The sequence below is a fragment of the Pseudomonas sp. H3(2019) genome (assembly GCF_007713465.1).
Lineage (GTDB): Bacteria > Pseudomonadota > Gammaproteobacteria > Pseudomonadales > Pseudomonadaceae > Aquipseudomonas.
This window is the reverse complement of the sequence record NZ_VMSG01000001.1, coordinates 134,190-155,286: the sequence shown is the minus strand read 5'-3', so window position 1 is coordinate 155,286 and position 21,097 is coordinate 134,190. Positions and strand designations below refer to the sequence as shown.

20 protein-coding genes are annotated in these 21,097 nt (G+C 60.5%); 12 read left to right on the top strand and 8 right to left on the bottom strand.

Going from position 1 to position 21,097, the window contains the following annotated elements; translation table 11 throughout:
- Positions 1-44: 44 nt before the first annotated feature.
- The 5 genes from FPT12_RS00765 (at position 45) to ppx (ending at position 4,637) form a co-directional block, all read left to right on the top strand.
- Positions 45-830, top strand: coding sequence for a transporter substrate-binding domain-containing protein (locus FPT12_RS00765; RefSeq protein ID WP_145014210.1), 786 nt, complete (start codon positions 45-47; stop codon positions 828-830).
- Between the two features lie 34 nt (positions 831-864).
- The gene (locus tag FPT12_RS00760; protein WP_145014209.1) at positions 865-1,533 is read left to right on the top strand and encodes an amino acid ABC transporter permease; all 669 of its coding nucleotides are present in this window, start codon (positions 865-867) and stop codon (positions 1,531-1,533) included.
- Positions 1,530-2,180, top strand: a complete 651-nt coding sequence (locus FPT12_RS00755; RefSeq protein ID WP_145014208.1) for an amino acid ABC transporter permease — start codon at positions 1,530-1,532, stop codon at positions 2,178-2,180. Before FPT12_RS00760 ends, FPT12_RS00755 begins: the two co-directional genes overlap by 4 nt.
- Positions 2,167-2,904 (top strand): amino acid ABC transporter ATP-binding protein, encoded by a 738-nt coding sequence (locus tag FPT12_RS00750; protein WP_145014207.1) that lies wholly within the window; start codon positions 2,167-2,169, stop codon positions 2,902-2,904. Before FPT12_RS00755 ends, FPT12_RS00750 begins: the two co-directional genes overlap by 14 nt.
- 230 nt (positions 2,905-3,134) lie before the next feature.
- Positions 3,135-4,637: an exopolyphosphatase gene (gene ppx, locus FPT12_RS00745; RefSeq protein WP_145014206.1), complete on the top strand. Its 1,503-nt coding sequence runs from the start codon at positions 3,135-3,137 to the stop codon at positions 4,635-4,637.
- Positions 4,638-4,696: 59 nt separating this feature from the next.
- On the opposite strand, the gene ppk1 is transcribed toward ppx, so the two are convergent.
- Positions 4,697-6,910, bottom strand: a complete 2,214-nt coding sequence (ppk1, locus tag FPT12_RS00740) for a polyphosphate kinase 1 (protein ID WP_145014205.1) — start codon at positions 6,908-6,910, stop codon at positions 4,697-4,699.
- Between the two features lie 18 nt (positions 6,911-6,928).
- Entirely contained in the window at positions 6,929-7,942 is a 1,014-nt protein-coding gene (gene hemB, locus FPT12_RS00735; RefSeq protein ID WP_145014204.1) for a porphobilinogen synthase, read from the bottom strand.
- Between the two features lie 207 nt (positions 7,943-8,149).
- Between hemB and FPT12_RS00730 the strand changes: the two genes are divergently transcribed.
- Complete coding sequence (locus FPT12_RS00730) at positions 8,150-8,782, top strand: DedA family protein (RefSeq protein WP_145014203.1); 633 nt, start codon at positions 8,150-8,152, stop codon at positions 8,780-8,782.
- On the opposite strand, the gene FPT12_RS00725 is transcribed toward FPT12_RS00730, so the two are convergent.
- Positions 8,763-9,998 carry a sterol desaturase family protein gene (locus tag FPT12_RS00725; protein ID WP_145014202.1) on the bottom strand — a complete coding sequence of 412 codons (1,236 nt, stop codon included), beginning with the start codon at positions 9,996-9,998 and terminating at the stop codon, positions 8,763-8,765. The two genes, FPT12_RS00730 and FPT12_RS00725, sit on opposite strands and share 20 nt — an antisense overlap.
- Positions 9,999-10,113: 115 nt before the next feature.
- Here FPT12_RS00725 and elbB point away from each other — a divergent pair, with 115 nt between their 5' ends.
- Positions 10,114-10,785 (top strand): isoprenoid biosynthesis glyoxalase ElbB, encoded by a 672-nt coding sequence (gene elbB, locus FPT12_RS00720; RefSeq protein WP_145014201.1) that lies wholly within the window; start codon positions 10,114-10,116, stop codon positions 10,783-10,785.
- 116 nt (positions 10,786-10,901) lie between these two features.
- Here elbB and FPT12_RS00715 read toward each other — a convergent pair whose 3' ends face one another.
- Together FPT12_RS00715 and FPT12_RS00710 are read right to left on the bottom strand one after the other, a co-directional pair.
- Positions 10,902-11,357: a YaiI/YqxD family protein gene (locus FPT12_RS00715; RefSeq protein WP_145014200.1), complete on the bottom strand. Its 456-nt coding sequence runs from the start codon at positions 11,355-11,357 to the stop codon at positions 10,902-10,904.
- A 13-nt stretch (positions 11,358-11,370) separates the two neighbouring features.
- Positions 11,371-13,269 (bottom strand): FTR1 family protein, encoded by a 1,899-nt coding sequence (locus tag FPT12_RS00710; protein ID WP_145014199.1) that lies wholly within the window; start codon positions 13,267-13,269, stop codon positions 11,371-11,373.
- Between the two features lie 307 nt (positions 13,270-13,576).
- Here FPT12_RS00710 and FPT12_RS00705 point away from each other — a divergent pair, with 307 nt between their 5' ends.
- From FPT12_RS00705 to FPT12_RS00690, 4 genes are read left to right on the top strand one after another with little or no spacing between them, the layout of a single operon-like run.
- Positions 13,577-14,974, top strand: coding sequence for a COG3014 family protein (locus tag FPT12_RS00705; RefSeq protein ID WP_145014198.1), 1,398 nt, complete (start codon positions 13,577-13,579; stop codon positions 14,972-14,974).
- A 13-nt stretch (positions 14,975-14,987) separates the two neighbouring features.
- Positions 14,988-15,359: a YcfL family protein gene (locus FPT12_RS00700; RefSeq protein WP_145014197.1), complete on the top strand. Its 372-nt coding sequence runs from the start codon at positions 14,988-14,990 to the stop codon at positions 15,357-15,359.
- Positions 15,360-15,393: 34 nt separating this feature from the next.
- On the top strand, positions 15,394-15,981 hold the full coding sequence (gene lpoB / locus FPT12_RS00695; protein WP_145014196.1) for a penicillin-binding protein activator LpoB: 588 nt from the start codon (positions 15,394-15,396) through the stop codon (positions 15,979-15,981).
- 3 nt (positions 15,982-15,984) lie between these two features.
- Positions 15,985-16,728 carry a penicillin-binding protein activator LpoB gene (locus FPT12_RS00690; protein ID WP_145014195.1) on the top strand — a complete coding sequence of 248 codons (744 nt, stop codon included), beginning with the start codon at positions 15,985-15,987 and terminating at the stop codon, positions 16,726-16,728.
- A gap of 63 nt (positions 16,729-16,791) precedes the next feature.
- Here the strand turns inward: FPT12_RS00690 and FPT12_RS00685 are convergent, their stop codons facing one another.
- Positions 16,792-17,424, bottom strand: a complete 633-nt coding sequence (locus FPT12_RS00685) for a LysE family transporter (protein ID WP_145014194.1) — start codon at positions 17,422-17,424, stop codon at positions 16,792-16,794.
- A gap of 188 nt (positions 17,425-17,612) precedes the next feature.
- Complete coding sequence (locus FPT12_RS00680) at positions 17,613-19,523, bottom strand: ATP-binding cassette domain-containing protein (protein WP_145014193.1); 1,911 nt, start codon at positions 19,521-19,523, stop codon at positions 17,613-17,615.
- A gap of 50 nt (positions 19,524-19,573) precedes the next feature.
- Here FPT12_RS00680 and FPT12_RS00675 point away from each other — a divergent pair, with 50 nt between their 5' ends.
- On the top strand, positions 19,574-20,038 hold the full coding sequence (locus FPT12_RS00675) for a TIGR02444 family protein (RefSeq protein ID WP_145014192.1): 465 nt from the start codon (positions 19,574-19,576) through the stop codon (positions 20,036-20,038).
- Here FPT12_RS00675 and FPT12_RS00670 read toward each other — a convergent pair.
- Positions 20,035-21,045: an AlgP family protein gene (locus FPT12_RS00670; RefSeq protein ID WP_145014191.1), complete on the bottom strand. Its 1,011-nt coding sequence runs from the start codon at positions 21,043-21,045 to the stop codon at positions 20,035-20,037. The two genes, FPT12_RS00675 and FPT12_RS00670, sit on opposite strands and share 4 nt — an antisense overlap.
- Between the last annotated feature and the right edge of the window lie 52 nt (positions 21,046-21,097).

Genomic DNA, 21,097 nt, shown 5'->3' with positions numbered 1-21,097 from the left:
TCTGTCGATTCGCAGAAATCACTTGCCGAATCCGGAGATTTGCCATGATCCAGCGTTGCAGCGCCCTGCTCACTGCCCTGTTCGCCAGCCTGATATTCTGTCAGCTCCCCGCCCATGCTGACGGCCTGGAGGATGTGGTCAAGCGCGGCACGCTCAAGGTCGCCGTGCCTCAGGACTTCCCGCCGTTCGGCTCGGTGGGCCCGGACATGAAACCCCGTGGCCTGGACATCGATACCGCTGCGCTTCTGGCCGACCAGCTCAAGGTCAAACTCGAACTGACGCCGGTCAACAGCACCAACCGCATTCCGTTCCTGACCACCGGCAAGGTCGACCTGGTGATCTCCAGCCTCGGCAAAAACCCTGAGCGCGAGAAGGTCATCGACTTCTCTCGCGCCTATGCACCCTTCTATCTCGCGGTGTTCGGCCCACCCGAGGTCGCCATCAACGGCCTGGATGACCTCAAGGGCAAAACCGTCAGCGTCACCCGTGGTGCCATCGAAGACATCGAGTTGACCGCCGTCGCCCCGCAAGGCGTGACCATCAAGCGCTTCGAAGACAACAACTCGACCGTCGCCGCTTATCTCTCAGGCCAGGTCGACCTGATCGCCAGCGGCAACGTGGTGATGGTGACCATCAGTGAACGCAACCCGAAACGCATTCCAGCGCTGAAAGTGAAGCTCAAGGACTCGCCGGTCTACGTCGGCGTGAACAAGAACGAGCCGGCGCTGCTGGACAAGGTCAACCAGATCCTGACCACCGCCAGGACCGACGGCAGCCTGGAGAAAAATGCTCAAACCTGGCTCAAGCAGCCGCTGCCGGCCGATCTCTGATCGTCGCGACGGCGCTTAATCAAGGAAACTGTCCATGGCCTATCAGTTCGACTTTTTACCGGTGGTGCACAACACCGACCTGTTGCTGCGCGGTGCGCTGTTCACCCTTGAGCTGACGGCCATCGGCGCACTGCTCGGGGTGAGTCTGGGGATTGTGGGCGCCGTGGTGCGAGCGTGGAACATCCGTCCGTTTGCCGGGATTTTCGGGGTTTACGTCGAGTTGATCCGCAATACACCGTTTCTGGTGCAACTGTTCTTCATTTTCTTCGGCTTGCCGTCGCTGGGTCTGCACATCTCCGAATGGCAGGCGGCAGTGCTGGCGATGGTGATCAACCTCGGCGCCTATTCGACAGAAATCATTCGCGCGGGCATTCAAGCGATCCCGCGTGGCCAGCTGGAAGCCGCGGCGGCGTTGGCGATGAGCCGATTCGAAGCCTTCCGCCATGTGGTGTTGCTGCCGGCGCTGGGCAAGGTCTGGCCGGCCCTGAGCAGCCAGATCATCATCGTCATGCTCGGTTCGGCGGTGTGCTCGCAGATCGCCACGGAAGAACTGAGTTTTGCCGCCAACTTCATTCAGTCGCGCAACTTCCGCGCCTTCGAAACCTACGCCCTGACCACGCTGGTCTACCTGTGCATGGCGTTGCTGATCCGCCAGTTGCTGGGCTGGATTGGCCGACGGTATATAGCGAGGAACGGCCAATGAGCGATTTCACCTTCTGGGACATCGTCCGCAACCTGCTCACCGGCCTGCAATGGACCCTGGCGCTGTCGCTGGTGGCGTTTATCGGTGGCGGGCTGATCGGCTTGCTGATCATGACCCTGCGTATCTCGAAAAACGCCCTGCCACGAGGTTTCGCCCGCACCTGGATCGAACTGTTCCAGGGCACGCCGCTGCTGATGCAGCTGTTTCTGGTGTTTTTCGGCGTAGCGCTGCTGGGGATCGAGATTTCGCCGTGGCTGGCGGCGGCGATTGCCTTGACGCTGTTTACCAGCGCTTACCTGGCGGAGATCTGGCGCGGCTGCGTCGACTCGATCGCCAACGGTCAGTGGGAAGCGTCGGCGAGCCTGGCGCTCAATCCCTTTGAACAACTGCGCTACGTGATCCTGCCGCAAGCCCTGCGCATTGCCGTGGCACCGACCGTGGGCTTCTCGGTGCAGGTGGTCAAGGGCACGGCGGTGACCTCGATCATCGGCTTCACCGAACTTACCAAAACCGGCGGCATGCTCGCCAATGCAACCTTCGAACCCTTCATGGTCTACGGCCTCGTGGCGCTCGGTTACTTCCTGCTCTGCTACCCGTTGTCCCTCAGCGCCCGCTACCTGGAAAGGAGACTGCATGCCTCTGCTTAGAATTTCCGCCCTGCATAAGTATTACGGTGATCACCATGTGCTCAAAGGCATCGACCTGAGCGTCGACGAAGGCCAGGTAGTGGCGATCATCGGGCGTAGCGGCTCGGGTAAATCGACCCTGCTGCGCACCTTGAACGGCCTGGAGTCGATCAACGACGGGGTGATCGAAGTCGACGGCGAATACCTCGACGCCGCCCGCGCCGACCTGCGCAGCCTGCGGCAGAAGGTCGGCATGGTGTTTCAGCAATTCAACCTGTTCCCGCACCTGACGGTGGGCGAAAACGTCATGCTTGCGCCGCAGGTGGTGCAGAAAGTGTCGAAGATCAAAGCCGCCGAGCTGGCGCGACAGATGCTGGAGCGGGTCGGGCTCGCAGAGAAATTCGATGCGTTCCCGGATCGACTGTCCGGCGGCCAGCAACAGCGTGTTGCGATTGCCCGGGCCCTGGCGATGTCGCCGAAAGTACTGCTGTGCGACGAAATCACCTCGGCGCTCGACCCGGAGCTGGTCAATGAGGTGCTGAGCGTGGTCCGGCAATTGGCCAGGGACGGGATGACGCTGATCATGGTCACCCACGAAATGCGCTTCGCCCGCGAAGTCGGCGACAAACTGGTGTTCATGCACCAGGGCAAGGTGCACGAGGTGGGCGATCCGAAGGTGTTGTTTGCCAATCCGCAAACGACGGAGCTGGCGAATTTCATTGGAACAGTAGAAGCGGCAGGCTGATTTTGGGCGCCTGCCAGGCCGCCATCGCGAGCAAGCTCGCTCCCACATTGGTTTGCGTCGCCCACAGGACCGAAGGCAACAAAGAACCCTGTGGGAGCGAGCTTGCTCGCGATTGACCGCGAAGCGGTCACTGGCATTCCTGCTCTGGATCAAGGCTTTAAATACTACGCGTTGGCGGCAGCGGTTGATCGTGGCAGGATGTCGAGGTTATCGACCGAGACCCCCTCACCATGCCTCAATCCCAAGCCAAGAATCTGTCTCTGATTGCCGCCATCGACCTGGGCTCGAACAGCTTTCATATGGTCGTGGCCAAGGCCCTGCACAATGAAATCCGTATTCTCGAGCGGCTTGGCGAGAAGGTCCAGTTGGCCGCGGGGATCGACGAAGAGCGCCAACTCACCGAAGAATCCATGCAGCGCGGGCTCGATTGCCTGAAGCGCTTTGCCCAACTGATCAACGGCATGCCACCGGGCGCCGTGCGGATCGTCGGCACCAACGCCCTGCGCGAGGCGCGCAACCGTGGCGAATTCATCCGCCGCGCCGAAGAAATCCTTGGCCACCCGGTGGAAGTCATCTCCGGTCGTGAAGAAGCCCGCCTGATCTACCTTGGCGTCTCCCACACCCTCGCCGACACACCGGGCAAGCGTCTGGTGGCCGACATCGGCGGTGGCAGTACCGAATTCATCATCGGCCAGCGCTTCGAGCCGCTGTTGCGCGAAAGCCTGCAAATGGGCTGCGTCAGCTACACCCAGCGCTATTTCCGCGACGGCAAGATCACCCCGGCCCGTTACGCCCAGGCCTACACGGCGGCGCGGCTGGAGATCATGAGCATCGAGCACGCCCTGCACCGCCTGACCTGGGATGAAGCCATCGGCTCCTCGGGCACCATTCGCGCCATCGGTCTGGCGCTGAAGGCTGGCGGCCACGGGACTGGCGAGGTCAACGCCGAGGGTCTGTCCTGGCTCAAGCGCCGACTGATCAAACTCGGTGACGTCGAGAAAATCGATTTCGAAGGCATCAAACCGGATCGCCGGGCGATTTTCCCGGCTGGCCTGGCGATTCTCGAAGCGATTTTCGACGCTCTCGAACTGCAACGCATGGATCACTGTGAAGGCGCTCTGCGTGAAGGCGTGCTCTATGACCTGCTGGGCCGTCATCACCACGAAGACGTCCGCGAACGCACCCTCAGCTCGCTCATGGAGCGTTACCACGTCGATGTGGGACAGGCCGACCGCGTCGAACGCAAAGCGCTTCATGCGTTCGACCAGGTGGCCGAGGACTGGGACCTGAATGACGGCGTCTGGCGCGACTTGCTGGGCTGGGCGGCCAAGGTCCACGAAATCGGGCTGGATATCGCCCACTATCAATTCCACAAACACGGCGCCTACCTGATCGAACACTCCGATCTGGCCGGTTTTTCCCGTGAGGACCAGCTGATGCTGGCGCTGCTGGTACGCGGCCACCGCCGCAATATTCCCAAGGACAGGTTCGCCGAGTTCGGCGATGACGGCATCAAGCTGATTCGCCTCTGCGTGCTGCTGCGCTTCGCAATTCTGTTCCATCACATCCGCGGCACCCAAAAAATGCCGCAGGTCACCTTGCAGGCCAACGGCGACACCCTGGATGTGTTGTTTCCGGAGAACTGGCTGGACGAAAACCAGCTGACCCAGGCCGACTTCGCGCTGGAAGCGGAATGGCTGACACGCGTCAACTTCGTGCTTAACGTTCGCTGAAAACAAAAGGGCGATCCTTGCGGATCGCCCTTTTGCATCATGCCGGTCCCTCTCCTGCGTTAACTAACAGTCAGAATCGGGCTGCCCAAACGCTCCAGCAAGGTTGCCTGGGCGCTGCGCGGGTTCTGGTTGCCGGTCGGCGTGTTGCGGATGTAACGGCCGTCCGGCTGCAGGCTCCAACTGTGGGTGTTATCGGTCAGGTAAAGCTCCAGCTCTTTCTTGACCCGGGTAATCAGCTTCTTGCCTTCTACCGGGAAGCACGTCTCGACGCGTTTATCGAGGTTGCGCTCCATCCAGTCGGCACTCGACAGGAACATCTGCTCTTCGCCGCCATTGAGGAAGTAGAAAACCCGCGTGTGCTCCAGGAATCGACCGATGATCGAGCGCACGTGGATGTTGTGCGAAACCCCGGCGATACCCGGCCGCAGGCAGCACATGCCGCGCACCACCAGATCGATCCGCACCCCCGACTGGCTGGCCTTGTACAGCGCGCGGATGACCTTAGGGTCGGTCAGCGAGTTGAACTTGGCGATGATCTGCGCCGGCTTGCCATCAAGGGCGAACTGGGTTTCCCGGGCAATCATGTCGAGCATGCCCTTCTTCAGCGTGAACGGCGCATGCAGCAGTTTCTTCATGCGCAGGGTTTTACCCATACCGATCAACTGACTGAACAGTTTGCCGACGTCTTCGCACAAGGCGTCGTCGGACGTCAGCAGGCTGTAGTCGGTGTACAGGCGGGCGTTGGCGGCGTGGTAGTTGCCGGTGCCCAAGTGGGCGTAGCGGACGATCTCACCGGCCTCGCGACGCAGGATCAGCATCATCTTGGCGTGGGTCTTGAAGCCCACCACGCCGTAGATCACCACCGCGCCGGCCGCTTGCAGACGGCTGGCCAGTTGCAGGTTGGACTCTTCGTCGAACCGCGCGCGCAATTCAATCACCGCGGTGACTTCCTTGCCGTTACGCGCCGCATCAACCAGCGCATCAACGATCTCCGAGTTGGCGCCGCTGCGGTAAAGGGTCTGACGGACCGCCAACACGTGCGGGTCCTTGGCCGCCTGGCGCAGCAAGTCGACCACCGGGGTGAAGGACTCGAACGGGTGCAGCAGCAGAATGTCCTGCTTGCTGATCACGCTGAAAATGTTTTCGCTGTTCTGCAGCAATTTCGGGATCTGCGGGGTGAACGGCGTGTATTGCAGTTCCGGGTGACTGTCCAGGCCGGTGATGCTGAACAGCCGCGTCAGGTTGACCGGACCGTTGACCTGATACAGCTCGGTCTCGCTCAGATTGAATTGCTTGAGCAGGTAGTCGGACAGGTGTTTCGGGCAGGTGTCCGCGACTTCCAGACGCACCGCGTCACCGTAGCGACGGGAGAACAGCTCACCGCGCAGGGCGCGGGCCAGGTCTTCGACGTCTTCGGTGTCGACCGCCAGGTCAGCGTTTCGGGTCAGGCGGAACTGATAACAGCCCTTGACCTTCATGCCCTGGAACAGGTCGTCGGCGTGAGCGTGGATCATCGACGACAGGAACACATAGTTGTCACCCGTACCACCGACTTCTTCCGGTACCTTGATCACACGCGGCAGCAAACGCGGTGCCGGGATGATCGCCAGGCCGGAATCGCGACCGAACGCATCGATACCTTCGAGCTCGACAATGAAGTTCAGGCTCTTGTTCACCAGCAACGGGAACGGGTGCGTCGGGTCGAGACCGATCGGGGTGATGATCGGCGCGATCTCGTCGCGGAAATAGCGGCGCACCCAGGTCTTGAGTTTGGTGGTCCAGTAGCGGCGACGGATGAAGCGGACCTGATGCTTCTCCAGTTCCGGCAACAGGATGTCGTTGAGGATCGCGTATTGGCGATCGACGTGACCGTGCACCAGATCACTGATGCGCGCCAACGCCTGATGCGGTTGCAAGCCGTCGGCACCGGCTTGTTCACGGGCGAAGGTGATCTGTTTCTTGAGCCCGGCAACACGAATCTCGAAGAACTCGTCCAGGTTGCTGGAGAAGATCAGCAGAAATTTCAGCCGTTCCAGCAACGGATAGGACTCATCCAGCGCCTGCTCCAGCACGCGGATGTTGAACTGCAGTTGCGACAGCTCACGATGGATGTACAAGCTGCTGTCATCCAGGCCTGGAATCGCGACTGCCGGCGCCGCCGGTGCCACTTCGGCTACCACCACCGCGGGTGGGGCAGGCTCGATTTCAACGACAGGCTCAACCAGCGGCTGAGCTTCTTTTACGGCAACTTCAGTGAGTCCTTCGGTATTCATCGGATGTTCCTGGGAGGGCTATTGTTGCTCTCGTAACAATTGAGCGGCACGTACGGCAAAGTAAGTCAGGATGCCATCAGCTCCAGCACGTTTAAAAGCGGTCAGGGACTCTAGAATAACCCCTTCGCTCAACCAGCCATTCTGGATCGCTGCCATGTGCATCGCGTATTCACCGCTGACCTGATAGACAAAGGTCGGCACTTTAAATTCTTCTTTGACCCGGTAAAGGATGTCCAGGTACGGCATGCCTGGCTTGACCATGACCATATCCGCGCCTTCTGACAAGTCCGCCGCCACTTCGTGCAGGGCTTCGTTGCCGTTGGCCGGGTCCATTTGATAGGACGCCTTGTTGGCCTTGCCCAGGTTCAGCGCTGAACCCACCGCATCGCGGAACGGACCGTAATAGGCGCTGGCGTACTTGGCCGAGTAAGCCATGATCCGCACGTTGACGTGACCGGCCAGCTCCAGCGCTTCACGGATCGCCTGGATGCGGCCGTCCATCATGTCCGACGGAGCCACCACCTGCGCACCGGCAGCGGCGTGGGACAAGGCCTGTTTGACCAGCGCATCGACGGTGACGTCGTTCTGCACATAACCTTCTTCATCCAGAATACCGTCCTGACCGTGGGTGGTGAACGGGTCCAGCGCTACGTCGGTAATCACCCCCAACTCCGGGAAGCGTGCACGCAGGGCGCGAGTGGCGCGCTGGGCGATACCCTCCGGGTTCCACGCCTGGGCAGCGTCGAGGGATTTGAGATCGGCCGGGGTCACCGGAAACAGCGCCACGGCTGGAATGCCCAGTTCGACCCAGCGGGCCGCTTCTTCGAGCAACAGGTCGATGGTCAGACGTTCGACGCCTGGCATCGAGGCAACCGCTTCGCGACGGTTTTCACCGTCAAGCACAAAGACCGGGAGAATCAGATCATTGGTGGTCAGGATGTTTTCGCGGACCAGACGGCGCGAAAATTCATCACGACGATTGCGACGCAGGCGGGTTGCAGGAAACAAACGGTTGGCGGGGGTAAAGCTCACGGCAGACTCCTGAGCCCGCGCTGGCGGGCGAGCGTGACAGTTATAAGCGGCCATTATGACCAACACATTACAGTTATGTGCACGCCTGTGACCTGTAGTCGCAACCATTGTCCTTGTAGGAAATGTTCACGTCGAGACACATTTCGACACTTTCCTGAATGTGCCTGAAGGGTTAGGCTGCGCGTTCATTTCGCCAGCACCCAGACAATGCTCCAACAATTTCTGCATGACTTCGGCTACTTTGCCCTTTTCCTCGGCACGTTCTTCGAAGGCGAAACCATTTTGGTACTCGCAGGCTTCCTCGCGTTCCGTGGATACATGGACATCAACCTGGTGGTGGTCGTGGCGTTCTTCGGCAGTTACGCCGGCGATCAGCTGTGGTACTTCCTGGGGCGCAAACACGGCCGCAAACTGCTGGCGCGCAAACCACGCTGGCAACTGATGGGTGATCGGGCGCTGGAGCATATCCGCAAGCACCCGGACATCTGGGTGCTGAGCTTTCGCTTCGTCTACGGCCTGCGCACGGTAATGCCCGTGGCCATCGGCCTGTCGGGTTATCCGCCGGGACGCTACCTGATACTCAATGGTATTGGTGCGGCGATATGGGCCAGCGCCCTGGCGGCTGCCGCTTACCACTTTGGCGCGGTGCTCGAAGGCATGCTCGGCAGCGTCAAGAAGTACGAACTGTGGGTACTCGGCGCCCTGCTGGTGCTGGGCTTCTGCCTGTGGCTGCGCCGGCGTTTCAAGAATGCTCGCCTCGCCAGGAAAATCTACGAAGACGATCAAGTCCTGCAAGCTGAAAAGGCCAAGAGCAGCGAACCTACGACGCCAGTCGAGTGATGCGGTTTTTGCAGCAGTAGAGACCGATGCCGCTGAGCAGGCTATAACTGAGCAAGCCGATCCAGCCCACCGCGCTGGCCGGCCATAGCCCGACCAGCGGCGCCAGCCACACCAGCGGCAAGTTCAGCGCCAGCCGCAGCAACTCCAGTTTCAACGCCTGCGGGCGATTCTCCAGGGCTACGCCCAGCACAAACAACCCCAGCGCTACCGCCCCCCAACCCAACACCAGGGCCGCGGCTGGCAAGCTTCGTTCCAGATTCATCAGGTAGCTGCCCAGCGCGATGTACAAGCAAAACTGCAACGCGATATACACCTGCTGTCGCCCGTCCAGCGGCACCTCGAATTTGCGGAACTGACTTAGGTCCGGCTTGTTCATCGGGTACTTCGCCGCCACGTCCGCGGGCCGCCAACCGGTGCGCATGAACCAGATTCGCAGCTTGTCCCACCAGCGCTCGGCGCGTCGTGCATCGGCCCATAACTGCGCATAGAACTGCACATTCGCCCACAACGGATTCCAGCTCGCCAACGGTGTGGTCACGCCAAAAATCACCGGTTCGTTGTCGTCTTCTTCCTGGAACGAGCCAAACAGCCGATCCCAGATAATGAACACCCCACCGTAGTTGCGATCCATGTAGAGCGCGTTCTGCGCATGGTGAGCCCGATGGTTGGAGGGCGTGACGAAGAACCATTCGAACCAGCCAAGCTTGGGAATGTGTTTGGTGTGAACCCAGAATTGGTACAGCAGATTCAGCGCCGCGACGCTGATGAACACCAGCAGCGGCACGCCGAGTACCGCCATCGGCAAGTAGAAAATCCAGCTCAGCAGAAACCCGGTGCTGGTCTGGCGCAATGCCGTGGAGAGGTTGTAGTCCTCGCTTTGGTGGTGCACCGAATGCGCCGCCCAGAGGATGTTGCGCTCATGCCCCATGCGATGCAGCCAGTAGTAGCAGAAGTCATAGGCAACAAAGGCGAACACCCACACCCAAACGCTCTCGGCCGACAGCTCGAACAACGCCAGATGCTTCAGCGCAAACGCGTACGTCACCAGCCCCACACCTTTGGTCAGCAGGCCGGTGGTGGTCGACAACACGCCGGTGCTGAGGCTGTTGATCGCATCGGCCAGGCGATAATTACGCACCCCGCGCCAACGATCCGCCAGCAGCTCGACGGCAATCAACACGAAGAAAAACGGCACCGCATACAGAATGAAGTCCATGACGCGACCTGATCGCAATGGTGATGACTGATCCTAGGTGTAGCCGTGAAATAACCCTATGGCAACGAGTGACAAATTAGTGGACATTTAACGCCATGAAACTGGAGAAGAACCCATGAGCAAAAAAGTTGCAGTGATACTTTCCGGCTGTGGCGTGTATGACGGCGCCGAGATCCATGAAAGCGTGATGACCCTGCTGCGCCTCGACCAACGCGGCGCGCAGGTGCAATGTTTCGCCCCTGATATCGCGCAATTGCATGTGGTCAACCACCTGACGGGCAAAGAAATGCCCGAGTCGCGCAATGTGCTGGTGGAGTCGGCGCGCATTGCCCGCGGGCAAGTGAAAGACCTGCGTGAAGCCAACGCCGAAGACTTCGATGCGCTGATCGTGCCCGGTGGTTTTGGCGCAGCGAAGAACTTGTCCAACTTCGCCATCGAAGGCGCCGGTTGCAGCATTCAGCCAGATGTCCTGGCGCTGGCCGAAGCCTTTGCCGAAGCCGGCAAACCGGTTGGCCTGATCTGCATCTCGCCGGCGTTGGCGGCGAAAATCTACGGCCCGGGCGTGACCTGCACCATCGGCAACGACGCCGACACCGCCGCCGCCATGACCCGAATGGGCGCGACCCATGTCGATTGTGCCGTTGGCGAGATCATCGAAGACAAGGCACGCAAACTGGTCAGCACTCCGGCCTATATGCTGGCGCAATCAATCAGCGAAGCGGCTTCAGGGATCAACAAGCTGGTTGATCGGGTTTTAGAGCTGACGCATGAGAATGATGATGCGTAACACTGACTAATGTGGGAGCGAGCTTGCTCGCGATGGGGTCAGCAAATTCAACATTGATGTCGGCGGTTAGGTCGCTATCGCGAGCAAGCTCGCTCCCACAGGGTTCACCACAAGGCTCAAGACTTTCGAGATAGCCGCGTAAGTATCCGGTCCAGCGCATTGGCGAACGCCTGCTTCTCGCGATCGCCAAACGGCGCCGGCCCGCCGCCCATCTGACCCTGCTCACGCAGGTCGGTGAACAGGTTACGCACCGCCAGCCGATCGCCCATGTTCTGCGCATCGAACTCCTTGCCCCGAGGATCCAGCGCCGCAACGCCCTTTTTCACCAAACGGTCGGCCAGTGGTACATCGCTGCAAATCACCAACTCACCCGGTACCGCGTGCTCCACCAGGTAATCGTCGGCCGCGTCTGGACCGCTCGGCACCACGATCAACTTCACCAGGGCCAGGCCCGGCTTGATCTGCGGCTGACCGGCCACCATCACCACCTCGAATTGGCGCTTGAGCGCAAACTTCACCACCAGGTCCTTGGCTGCCCGAGGGCAGGCGTCGGCATCGATCCAGACACGCATTGTGTATTTCCTTTTAAGAAACCTGCACCCGTCGCTTCTCCGCCATGCGACTACGGCTATACAGCACGACAATCGCCAGAATCGCCACCACCTGCGCACCCAGCGAGTAAGCGTCAGCGTGAATCCCCAGCCAGTCGAAGTCAAAGAATGGCACCGGACGAGTGCCGAAGATCCCGGCCTCCTGCAAAGCCTTGACGCCATGCCCGGCGAACACCACCGACAACGCGCAGAGCAAACCGGCGTTGATCCCGAAGAACAGCGCCAGCGGCAGTTTTGCCGAACCGCGCAGGATCACCCAGGCCAGACCGATCAACAGCACCAGCGCCGTGGCGCCACCCGCCAGTACTGCGTTATGCCCGGCCGGGCCGGCTTGCAGCCACAGGGTTTCGTAAAACAGCACCACTTCGAACAGCTCGCGGTAGACCGAGAAAAACGCCAGCGCCGCAAACCCGAAACGCCCACCGCCACTGACCAGGCTGCTCTTGATGTAATCCTGCCAGGCCGCCGCGTGACGACGGTCGTGCATCCACACCCCGAGCCAGAGCACCATGACGCTGGCAAATAATGCGGTGCAGCCTTCCAGCAGTTCGCGCTGGGCACCGCTGACATCGATCACGTAGGCCGCCAGCGCCCAGGTCGCCAAACCCGCCACCAGCGCCAATCCCCAACCGATGTTGACGCTGCGAATCACCGACTGCTGACCGGTGTTGCGCAAAAACGCCAGCACCGCAGCCAGAACCAGAATCGCTTCCAGCCCTTCGCGCAACAGAATCAGCAAACCGGAGACATAGCTCAGCGACCAGCTCAAACCATCGCTGCCCAGCAGGTCCGCAGACTCTTTCAACCTGGTTTTGGCAAACGCCAGCCGTTGCTCGACTTGCTCGACCGGCAGCCCGTCCTGCAACGACTGACGGTAAGCCATCAGGGATTTTTCAGTGTCTTTGCGCACCACGGTGTTGACGTTGTCCAGCGAGCTTTCGACCAGTTCGAAGCCCTCCAGATACGCCGCTACCGAGAGGTCATAAGCCTGCTCACGCTCGCCGGCACGGTACGCGGCCAGGCTCTTGTCGAGGGTCGCTGCGGTGTAATCGAGCAACTGCGCCGGGCCGCGCTTGACCTGCGGCGGTTGGGCGCGCTGGGCGCGGAACGTAGCGGCTGCCTGAGGGCCTTCGGCCGCCAGCACTTCCACCGGGGTCTGCCGGGCAAGATCGGCAAGGTTGAAGTTCTTTTCACTTTTCGCCGTGGCCGGATCGGCGCTGAACGCGGCGATGTAGGTCGCCAGATCCCAGCGTTGACGCTCGTCGAGTTGATCGGCGAAGGCCGGCATGTCCGTGCCTTCGATGCCCTGCCCCAACGTGCTGTAGATCGCGTACAGGCTCAGGCGGTCGAGCCGCGTGGCATCACGCAGATTGGCCGGTGGCGGCGTCAGGCCAACACCTGCAGGACCATCACCGGCACCGGCGTCGCCATGGCACACCGAGCAGTGCTGCGCGTACAACGGCGCACCCCGCGTGGGATCCGGGGTAATGATCGGTGCCTGGCTGACTTCATAGGCCACTGCCAGTCTCGCGCCCAATTGCCGCGCCAGACGAGCTACCTGCGCACCGTCCTGACGCTGGGTCACCGCGTTACGCAGATTGCTCACGCCCTGCTCGAGCTCGGCGCGCTCGGGTTTTGCCGGCAGCGCAACGATCAGCCCCTGCAAGACGCCGAGAAACTCCAGCTGTTCGCGGTATTCGCCGTCATCGATGACCTGTCCCGCCTCCACGGTCGCCGGGTAATCGGCACCAATGTAATCGAGCAAATGCAGTGCCTGTGGCGCACCTTCCACCGTGTCGGCCAGCAAATTGAAACTGCACAAGGCAAACAACGGGAACACCAGCCAGGCCAGGAAACGGGACGGGACAGTCATGAATGAATCTCAATTGATAATACGAAGTAACACATTGTTCACTCTCAATGCTTCCCACTCAAGCTTTGTCGTCCACAGTTTGAGGATTCGGACATCTCCCGGATGATGGCATTTCTAGAAAAATGAAATTAAAAAGCCATTACATGGCCAGCATCCGCGCTTATAATGCCGCGCCCTCGTTATTGCGATCGGGTATTTAAGCTCCTCTTTTTATGAGGATTTGGCATGGAAAGCCATTTTCCCTGTCGATTGGTTCACCCAGCCCGACCAGCACGCTCGGCTGTTTAAACTCAGGGAAGAAGTACTCATGGCATCCCGCGCCCTCACCTCGATCGCGCTCAGCGCAGTCACTTTGCTTGCCGGTTGTTCGGCCTTTCGCAGCTACGACACAGAACTGCAACAAACCAACCAGCAGTTGGCCAGCGGTAACGTCGACGCCGCCCTGACCCTGCTGGAAAAGAACAACACAGGCGAAAGCAAGGACCTGCTCTATTACTTCGAGAAAGGTGAACTGCTACGTGCCAAGGGCGACCTGACCGGCAGCCAGGCCGCGTGGAGAAGCGCGGACCAGGTCGTCGGTAGCTGGGAAGAGTCGGTCAAGCTGGACACCGACAAGTACCTGGCCCAGTTCGGCAGCTTTCTGGTCAATGACAAGGTCCGCCGCTACGAAGGGTATGACTACGAAAAAGTCATGCTGACCACACAAATGGCCTTGAACCTGCTGGCAGTGAACGATTTCGACGGCGCCCGTACCGAAATCAAGAAGACCCACGAACGTGAAGCGGTGATCGCTGAACTGCGCGACAAGGAATACCTCAAGCGCGAGGACGAGGCCGAGAAGCAAGGCATCAAGACTCAGTACAAGGACCTGCAGGGTTACCCGGTGGCGAGTCTCGAGGCGCCTGAAGTGGTCGGCCTGAAGAACAGCTATCAGAGCGCGTTCAGCCATTACCTGGCCGGTTTCGTCTACGAAGCCCTGGGCGAAAAAGACCTGGCCGCGCCGGGCTATCGCAAAGCTGCCGAACTGCGCCCTAACACTCCGCTGCTCGAACAAGCACTGCTGAACCTGGACAAGCCGGCCGGCAAAAGCGAAGAAAGCGACATCCTGATCGTCGTGCAAAGCGGCCTGGCGCCGAGCCGTGACTCGATCCGCATTCCGTTGCCACTGCCGATCAGCAACAACGTGGTGATTACCCCACTGTCATTCCCGGTGATCAAGCCTGACACCTCGACCGTGACGTACGCACAGATCGGTGTCGACGGCCAGCAACAGAACCTGACCCAGCTCAACAGCACCACTGCCATGTCCCGCCGCGCACTGCGTGACGATATGCCCGGGATCATCCTGCGCACCACCGTCCGCGCCGTGACTCGCGCCGTGGCGCAAAAGAAGATCAACGAGACCAACCCTCTGGCCGGTCTGGCTGTAGGCATTACGTCGACGGTGTTGGAAGGGGCGGATACCCGCACCTGGCGCACCCTGCCCGACAACACCCAAGTGGTGCGCCTGCGTCTGGCCAAAGGCGAGCACCAACTGAGCCTGCCGAACGCTCTGGGCGGTTCGCGAATCACGGTCAAGGTCGATCAGCGCTACCAGGTGATCAGCCTGCGTACGGTGGGCAACCAGGTGTTCGCCAGCGGCGTCGCCGCCCACGTGATCCCAAGCGCCACCCCGCAAGTCGTGGCCAGCGTCAAACAACCTTAAGCGGAGCTTCTCGATGCGTTTCAAACTGATTGCTGTCGCCGCCCTGGCTCTGCTGGCCGGTTGCGCCACCCCGCCGCCACCTGCGCCTGGCAGTGCCGCGAGCACAGTCGTGGTGATGAACAAGTTCAACAACATCGCCATTGGCGCGATGCGGGTCGCCCGTGAAAACGGCTTCCTGACCGTCAAGGTCGCGCTGAACAACACCAGCCACACCAACATGACGATGTACTACCGCTTCGTCTGGCTGGGTGACGACGGCTTCCCGGTGGCCGATGAAGAAAGCTGGAAAACCCTGAACCTGTATGCCGCGCAGGCCACGTTCCTGCCAGCCATTGCGCCTGTGCCCAAGGCCACTGACTTCCGCCTTGAAGTCAAAACCCCTTAAGTCTTGCCCTATTTCGTGACAGAGAGACATTCCCATGTTTACACGCTTTTCGTTCCTTGCCGTGGTCGCCCTTCTGGCCAGCGGTTGCGCCAACAACTCGCCGGTCCTGGGCGGGAAAAACATCGGTTACGGCGACAGCAAGGCTGTTGAGCTGGTGACCAACGAGTTCGGTTCCACTGACCTGCAGATGATCGCCGAATCCATGACCCGTTCCCTGGCCCAGTCCGGCATCTTGCAGGGCCGCCCGGTCGTGCAGGTCTACGACGTGAAGAACAAGACCAGCGAATACATCGATACCCGCGAAATCACCACCAGCATCAAGACTCAGCTGATGAAGTCCGGCACTGCCCGCTTTGCCAGCGACAACACCGCGATGCAGAGCCAGGTCGACCAGCTCAAGCTGCAAAACCAGAGCGGCCTGTACAAGAAAGGCACCGTGGCCAAGACCGGCAACATGGTCGCTGCCAAATACCGTCTTGAAGGTTCGATCAGCTCGATCGTCAAGCGCAGCAGCGACTACAAGGACGTTTTCTACAAGTTCAGCCTGCAACTGATCGACGTTGAAAGCGGCCTGGCCGAGTGGATGGACGAGAAAGAGATCCGCAAAACCACGGAGCGTTAAGCAATGCGTGCATGGATTGGCATCATGGCCCTGGCCTGCGCGTTTGGCGCGCAGGCGGCCCCGAAAATCGCGGTCACCGACCTCGCTTACCAAGAGCGGGTGGAGGAGTACATCCACACCGTCTCTGCGCAGAGCAACATGCAGGCTGGCATGTACCACGCCAGCGGCTCATCGAGCTACAACGAGACCGAGTCCAGCAGCAGCTACATCGAGCAAGGCGAGCTTCGCAAGTTCAGCGGCGACATCAAGGGCGAAATTCTCAAGTCCGGGATGTTCCAGCTGGTACAAGGCTCGCCCTACACGGCCAAGTCCAAGGAAGACGTCTTTGATGTGATCAAGCGGATCAAGGCCGGTAACTACAAGGGCGCCGACTATGTGTTGTTCGGCACCTTGTCGGATATCGACTTCACGCGTGACATCACCGCGCTGGCCAACACCAACAGCTATTCGGCGATTCTCGGGCTGAGCCTGGTGGCGGACTTCAGTCTGATCAACACCCGGACCTTTGAAATCACTTCGGCGTTCACCGCCATGGGTGATGGCCAGGACACCAAGCTGGTCAACAGCGAAGACGTCAAGGTTTCGCTGAACCGCCCACGGGTGGTACGTGATGTGTCCAAGTCGCTGGGTGAGGACGTGGCCCGTCAGTTGAGTGAACAACTCGGTCGCGGTGCTCAGCAACAGCCGGGGCAAGCGCCACTGCGCAATAACCTGCCGCAGGATACGGCGCCGGTTATTCTGCGCTAAGTAACATTGACGGGAACGAAAAAGGCGACCTCTTGAGGTCGCCTTTTTTGTGCGTTGCGGGTGTTACACCGCGGCTCTGCGAATGGTCGCCAGCAGCCCGGCCGCGCCGATGAACAGTCCGGCAAACGTACGGTTCATCCGTCGTTGTTGCTTGGGTGTGCGCAGCAGTCGCAGAACCTTGGAAGCGAGACCGGTGTAACCCGCCATCACGATCAGATCGACACAGATCATGGTCACGCCAAGGATCAGGTACTGCGCCACCAGCGGCGCGTGCGGGTCGATGAACTGCGGCAGCACCGCCAGCATGAACACCAGCGCCTTGGGGTTGCTGACATTCACCAGGAACCCGCGAAACACCAGCGCCAGCGGTTTTCCGATCTGCCGAATGGCCGCGTCATCGCTCATGTTGCTGGGCAGTGCACGCCATTGCTTGACCGCCAGATACACCAGATACGCCACGCCAAACCATTTGATCGCGTAGAAGGCCGTGGCCGACGTGGCGAGGATCGCACCGACACCGGCGGCGACAATCGCAATCTGCATCGCCAGCCCCAGTTGCAGGCCGAGGGCGTTCCAGTAGCCGTGCCAGAAACCGTACTGCAAACCGCAGGACATCGACGCAATAGCACCGGCGCCCGGGGAAAGACTGATCACCCAACAGGCGGCAAAAAACGCCAGCCATGTCTCAAGCACCATCGCACACCTCGACTCAGACTCGTTATAGACGTCTAAACTAATGCGCTGGCCTGCGAATGACTATCGATTTTTTGCAGGAAAATGGCCCTGCCGACCAGTGTTAGCGGCAGCCTGGCCTACTTTCCGAAGCCGCTCGACAACTCTTCGCTGCCGCGCCAGCGTCATAACCGAACGCTGGCAGGCAGCTTTCAGGACAGCGCTTCCAGCTCTGCCTGCATGCTTTCGAGCAGTTCCAGCGCTTCCATCCAGGTTTCTTCAAGCTCGGCTTCGCGAACCTTCAGCCTGGCCTGTTCGGCCAACAAATCACGCAGTTCATCCTTGCGGGCGGCTTCGTAGACGGCGCTGTCGCCGAGGCTGGTTTCGATCTTCGCCAGCTTCTCGTGCAGCTTGCCCAACTCGGCTTCGAGCTTGTCGGCTTCGCGCTTGTGCGGTGCCAGTTGCTGACGCAACGCAGCAGCAGCCTGACGCTGGGCTTTCTTGTCGGTCTTGTCCGGATTGACCGGCGAGTTGTTCACCGGTGCATTGCGCTGGCGATAATCGACCAGCCAACGGGCGTAGTCTTCCAGATCGCCGTCGAATTCTTCGACCTTGCCATCGGCCACCAGGAAGAAGTTATCCGTGGTGCTTTTAAGCAGATGACGATCGTGGGAGACCACCAGCACTGCGCCACTGAATTCTTGCAGGGCCATGGTCAGCGCCAGGCGCATTTCCAGGTCCAGGTGGTTGGTCGGTTCGTCGAGCAGCAACAGGTTCGGCCGGCCCCAGGCGATCAATGCCAGCGCCAGACGGGCCTTTTCACCGCCGGAGAAATTCAGCACCGGCTCGTCGATCCGTGCACCGCGGAAATCGAAACCACCGAGGAAATCGCGCAGGGTCTGCTCGCGTTCGGTCGGCGCCAGACGCTGCAAGTGCAGCAACGGGCTGGCCTTGGAATCCAGCGAATCCAATTGGTGCTGGGCAAAGTAGCCGACCACGGTGTTTTCGCCACGGGTCAACCGGCCGGACAACGGCTCGAGTTCACCGGCGAGGTTTTTGATCAGGGTCGATTTACCGGCACCGTTGGGGCCGAGCAAACCGATCCGCGCGCCGGGAGTCAGTTGCAGCTTGACCTTCTCCAGCACGGCTCGCTCGCCATAACCCAGACGGGCGTCGGAGAGGTCGATCAACGGGCTGGAAATTTTCACCGACTCGCGGAAGACGAAGTCGAACGGCGAATCGACGTGGGCGGCGGACAACTCTTCCATCCGCTCCAGCGCCTTGATCCGGCTCTGGGCCTGACGGGCCTTGGTGGCCTGGGCCTTGAAGCGGGCGATGTAACTTTCCATGTGCGCACGTTGCGCCTGTTGCTTCTCGTAGGCCTGTTGTTGCTGGGCCAGACGTTCGGCACGGGCACGCTCAAACGCCGAGTAGCCACCGCGATAGAGGGTAATCTTGCGCTGGTCGACATGAGCCACGTGATCGACCACGGCGTCGAGGAAATCGCGGTCGTGGGAAATCAGCAGCAAAGTGCCGGGATAGCTCTTGAGCCACTCTTCCAGCCAGATAATGGCGTCGAGGTCCAAGTGGTTGGTCGGTTCGTCGAGCAGCAACAGGTCCGACGGGCACATCAGCGCCTGCGCCAGGTTCAGACGCATCCGCCAGCCACCGGAGAAATCTCCGACCTGACGATCCATCTGCTCGTTGGTGAACCCCAGGCCCGCGAGCAACTTGCGCGCCCGGGCATCGGCGGTGTACCCGTCGGCGCTGTCGAGTTCAGCGTGCAGACGCGCCTGTGCGGCACCGTCATGGGCCGCTTCGGCCGCAGCCAGGTCTTGCTGGACCTGACGCAGGCGCAAGTCGCCATCGAGCACGTAGTCGACCGCCAGGCGCTCGAGCGTGTCGACCTCCTGACGCATGTGGGCGATACGCCAATCGGCCGGCAGGAAGCAGTCGCCCGAGTCCGGGTGAAGTTCACCCCGCAACAAGGCGAACAGGCTGGATTTGCCGGCGCCGTTGGCACCGATCAGGCCGGCTTTGTGACCGGCGTGCAGGGTCAGCTCGGCGTCTTCTAGCAGACGTTGCGGGCCACGTTGTAAAGTCAGGTTCTGAAGTCGAATCATAATGGCGGCGGAGTCTACCAGCTTCGCTCGCAACTGGCGCGAGTAGCACTATGTCCTCTGACCTGTGGAGCTTTTCCCTGACCCTCTACACCCGAGCGGGTGTTGAGGACGCCTGCCTGAAACTGCAAGCCGCCGGCGCCGACGTTTGCCTGTTGTTGTGCGCAGCCTGGCTCGGACAGCGCGGAGTGAGATGCAATGCGCAACGCCTGCAACACCTCCAGCACCTGGCCGGGCCGTGGCATACGGAAGTCGTGCAACCGCTTCGACAACTGCGTACGCAGTGGAAGGCCGCAGCCCTCGCCGACGAGGAACTGAACACGTTACGGACGCAAGTAAAAGCGCTGGAGCTGGAAGCGGAGCGGCAACTGTTGTTGCGCCTGGAGAATGCGGCGCAAGCATGGCCGCAGGGTCAAGCCAAAGACCTGGCCGTGTGGCTGGAAGGGTTGGCGGCGAGCGCCGCCAACCTGAACCGCGACGCGCTGAATCAGCTGCGCGTCGCGGTGACCGGCACTTAGGAAGCGCTGGTCGGGGTGTTGGTAGTGCTTGCAGCCGCTGCCGGTGCAGGCGAAGCGGCTGGCGTGCTCGCGGCTGGAGCAGGTGAAGCCGCCTGTGCAGGCTTGGCAGCCGCTGGTGCGGTTGCCGGTTTTGCTGCGGCTGGTTTAGCGGCAGCAGGTTTGGCCACGACTGGCTTTTTCACTGCCGGTTTGGCAGCAGGTTTTGCAGCAACCGGCTTGGCAGCGCTGGACGTTGCAGGCTTGGCAGCGACGGCTGGTTTAGCCGCGGGCTTGGCCGGCGCTTTGGCAACTGCAGGTTTGGCCGCTGGCTTGGCGGCAGGTTTCGCAGCAACCGGTTTAGCGGCTGGCTTGGCAGCCGGTTTCGCCGCAGCGGTTTTTACTGCTGGTTTGGCAGCAGGTTTCGCCGCGGCGGTTTTCGCTACTGCAGGTTTGGCAGCCGGTTTGGCAGCGGTCGGTTTGGCAACCGGTTTAGCAGCACTGGCAGCGACTGTTTTTCTCACTGCAGGTTTGGCGGCGGCTTTCGCTGGAGCCTTGGCCGGTGCTTTGGCAGCTACCGGTTTGGCAGCCGGTTTTTTCGTGGTGCCAGCAGCGGCGGCTGGCTTGGCCGAACGCAGGGTCAGCGTTTTGCCGACGGCCTCTTTCACGCGACCAATACCCTGAGCCAGTTTCAGGCTTTCCTGGGCATCGCGCTTGAGCTGCAGAATGTAGCCGCGCGTCTCGGACTGACGCTCTTTGAGCGCATCGAGCAGGTCTTCAAGTTCTTTTACCGCATCTTTGGCCTTGGCTTGTGCCTTGGCTTTGCCGGCCGCCGCAGCGTCCTGCAATTTGGTGCGAGATTTGTGCAGTTTTTCCTGTGCTTTTCCGCGCTGCTTTTCCAGTTTGGCGAGCAGTTTTTCAGCATCAGCCAAGGCTTGGGAACAAGCGTTTTCCAAATGCTCGAGCAAGCTGCCCGAAAGCTGATGGAGTAAGTGCAACGGAGTATTTACAGGCTTCTTATTGGCCGACATGGTTTACCTCCTGGCTGACGTGAGTGCGGCTCATACTAGACCTCTGCTGCTA

Bases quoted from the DNA above. Each gene is read 5' to 3' on its own strand.
- FPT12_RS00690 (WP_145014195.1), top strand. From the start codon at position 15,985: ATGCGTGCATGGATTGGCATCATGGCCCTGGCCTGCGCGTTTGGCGCG.
- FPT12_RS00715 (WP_145014200.1), bottom strand. From the start codon at position 11,357: ATGCGTGTCTGGATCGATGCCGACGCCTGCCCTCGGGCAGCCAAGGAC.
- FPT12_RS00755 (WP_145014208.1), top strand. From the start codon at position 1,530: ATGAGCGATTTCACCTTCTGGGACATCGTCCGCAACCTGCTCACCGGC.
- FPT12_RS00685 (WP_145014194.1), bottom strand. From the start codon at position 17,424: ATGGTGCTTGAGACATGGCTGGCGTTTTTTGCCGCCTGTTGGGTGATC.
- FPT12_RS00730 (WP_145014203.1), top strand. From the start codon at position 8,150: ATGCTCCAACAATTTCTGCATGACTTCGGCTACTTTGCCCTTTTCCTC.
- FPT12_RS00760 (WP_145014209.1), top strand. From the start codon at position 865: ATGGCCTATCAGTTCGACTTTTTACCGGTGGTGCACAACACCGACCTG.
- FPT12_RS00700 (WP_145014197.1), top strand. From the start codon at position 14,988: ATGCGTTTCAAACTGATTGCTGTCGCCGCCCTGGCTCTGCTGGCCGGT.
- FPT12_RS00705 (WP_145014198.1), top strand. From the start codon at position 13,577: ATGGCATCCCGCGCCCTCACCTCGATCGCGCTCAGCGCAGTCACTTTG.
- ppx (WP_145014206.1), top strand. From the start codon at position 3,135: ATGCCTCAATCCCAAGCCAAGAATCTGTCTCTGATTGCCGCCATCGAC.
- FPT12_RS00750 (WP_145014207.1), top strand. From the start codon at position 2,167: ATGCCTCTGCTTAGAATTTCCGCCCTGCATAAGTATTACGGTGATCAC.
- FPT12_RS00670 (WP_145014191.1), bottom strand. From the start codon at position 21,045: ATGTCGGCCAATAAGAAGCCTGTAAATACTCCGTTGCACTTACTCCAT.
- FPT12_RS00765 (WP_145014210.1), top strand. From the start codon at position 45: ATGATCCAGCGTTGCAGCGCCCTGCTCACTGCCCTGTTCGCCAGCCTG.
- FPT12_RS00725 (WP_145014202.1), bottom strand. From the start codon at position 9,998: ATGGACTTCATTCTGTATGCGGTGCCGTTTTTCTTCGTGTTGATTGCC.
- ppk1 (WP_145014205.1), bottom strand. From the start codon at position 6,910: ATGAATACCGAAGGACTCACTGAAGTTGCCGTAAAAGAAGCTCAGCCG.
- FPT12_RS00710 (WP_145014199.1), bottom strand. From the start codon at position 13,269: ATGACTGTCCCGTCCCGTTTCCTGGCCTGGCTGGTGTTCCCGTTGTTT.
- FPT12_RS00675 (WP_145014192.1), top strand. From the start codon at position 19,574: ATGTCCTCTGACCTGTGGAGCTTTTCCCTGACCCTCTACACCCGAGCG.
- elbB (WP_145014201.1), top strand. From the start codon at position 10,114: ATGAGCAAAAAAGTTGCAGTGATACTTTCCGGCTGTGGCGTGTATGAC.
- lpoB (WP_145014196.1), top strand. From the start codon at position 15,394: ATGTTTACACGCTTTTCGTTCCTTGCCGTGGTCGCCCTTCTGGCCAGC.
- FPT12_RS00680 (WP_145014193.1), bottom strand. From the start codon at position 19,523: ATGATTCGACTTCAGAACCTGACTTTACAACGTGGCCCGCAACGTCTG.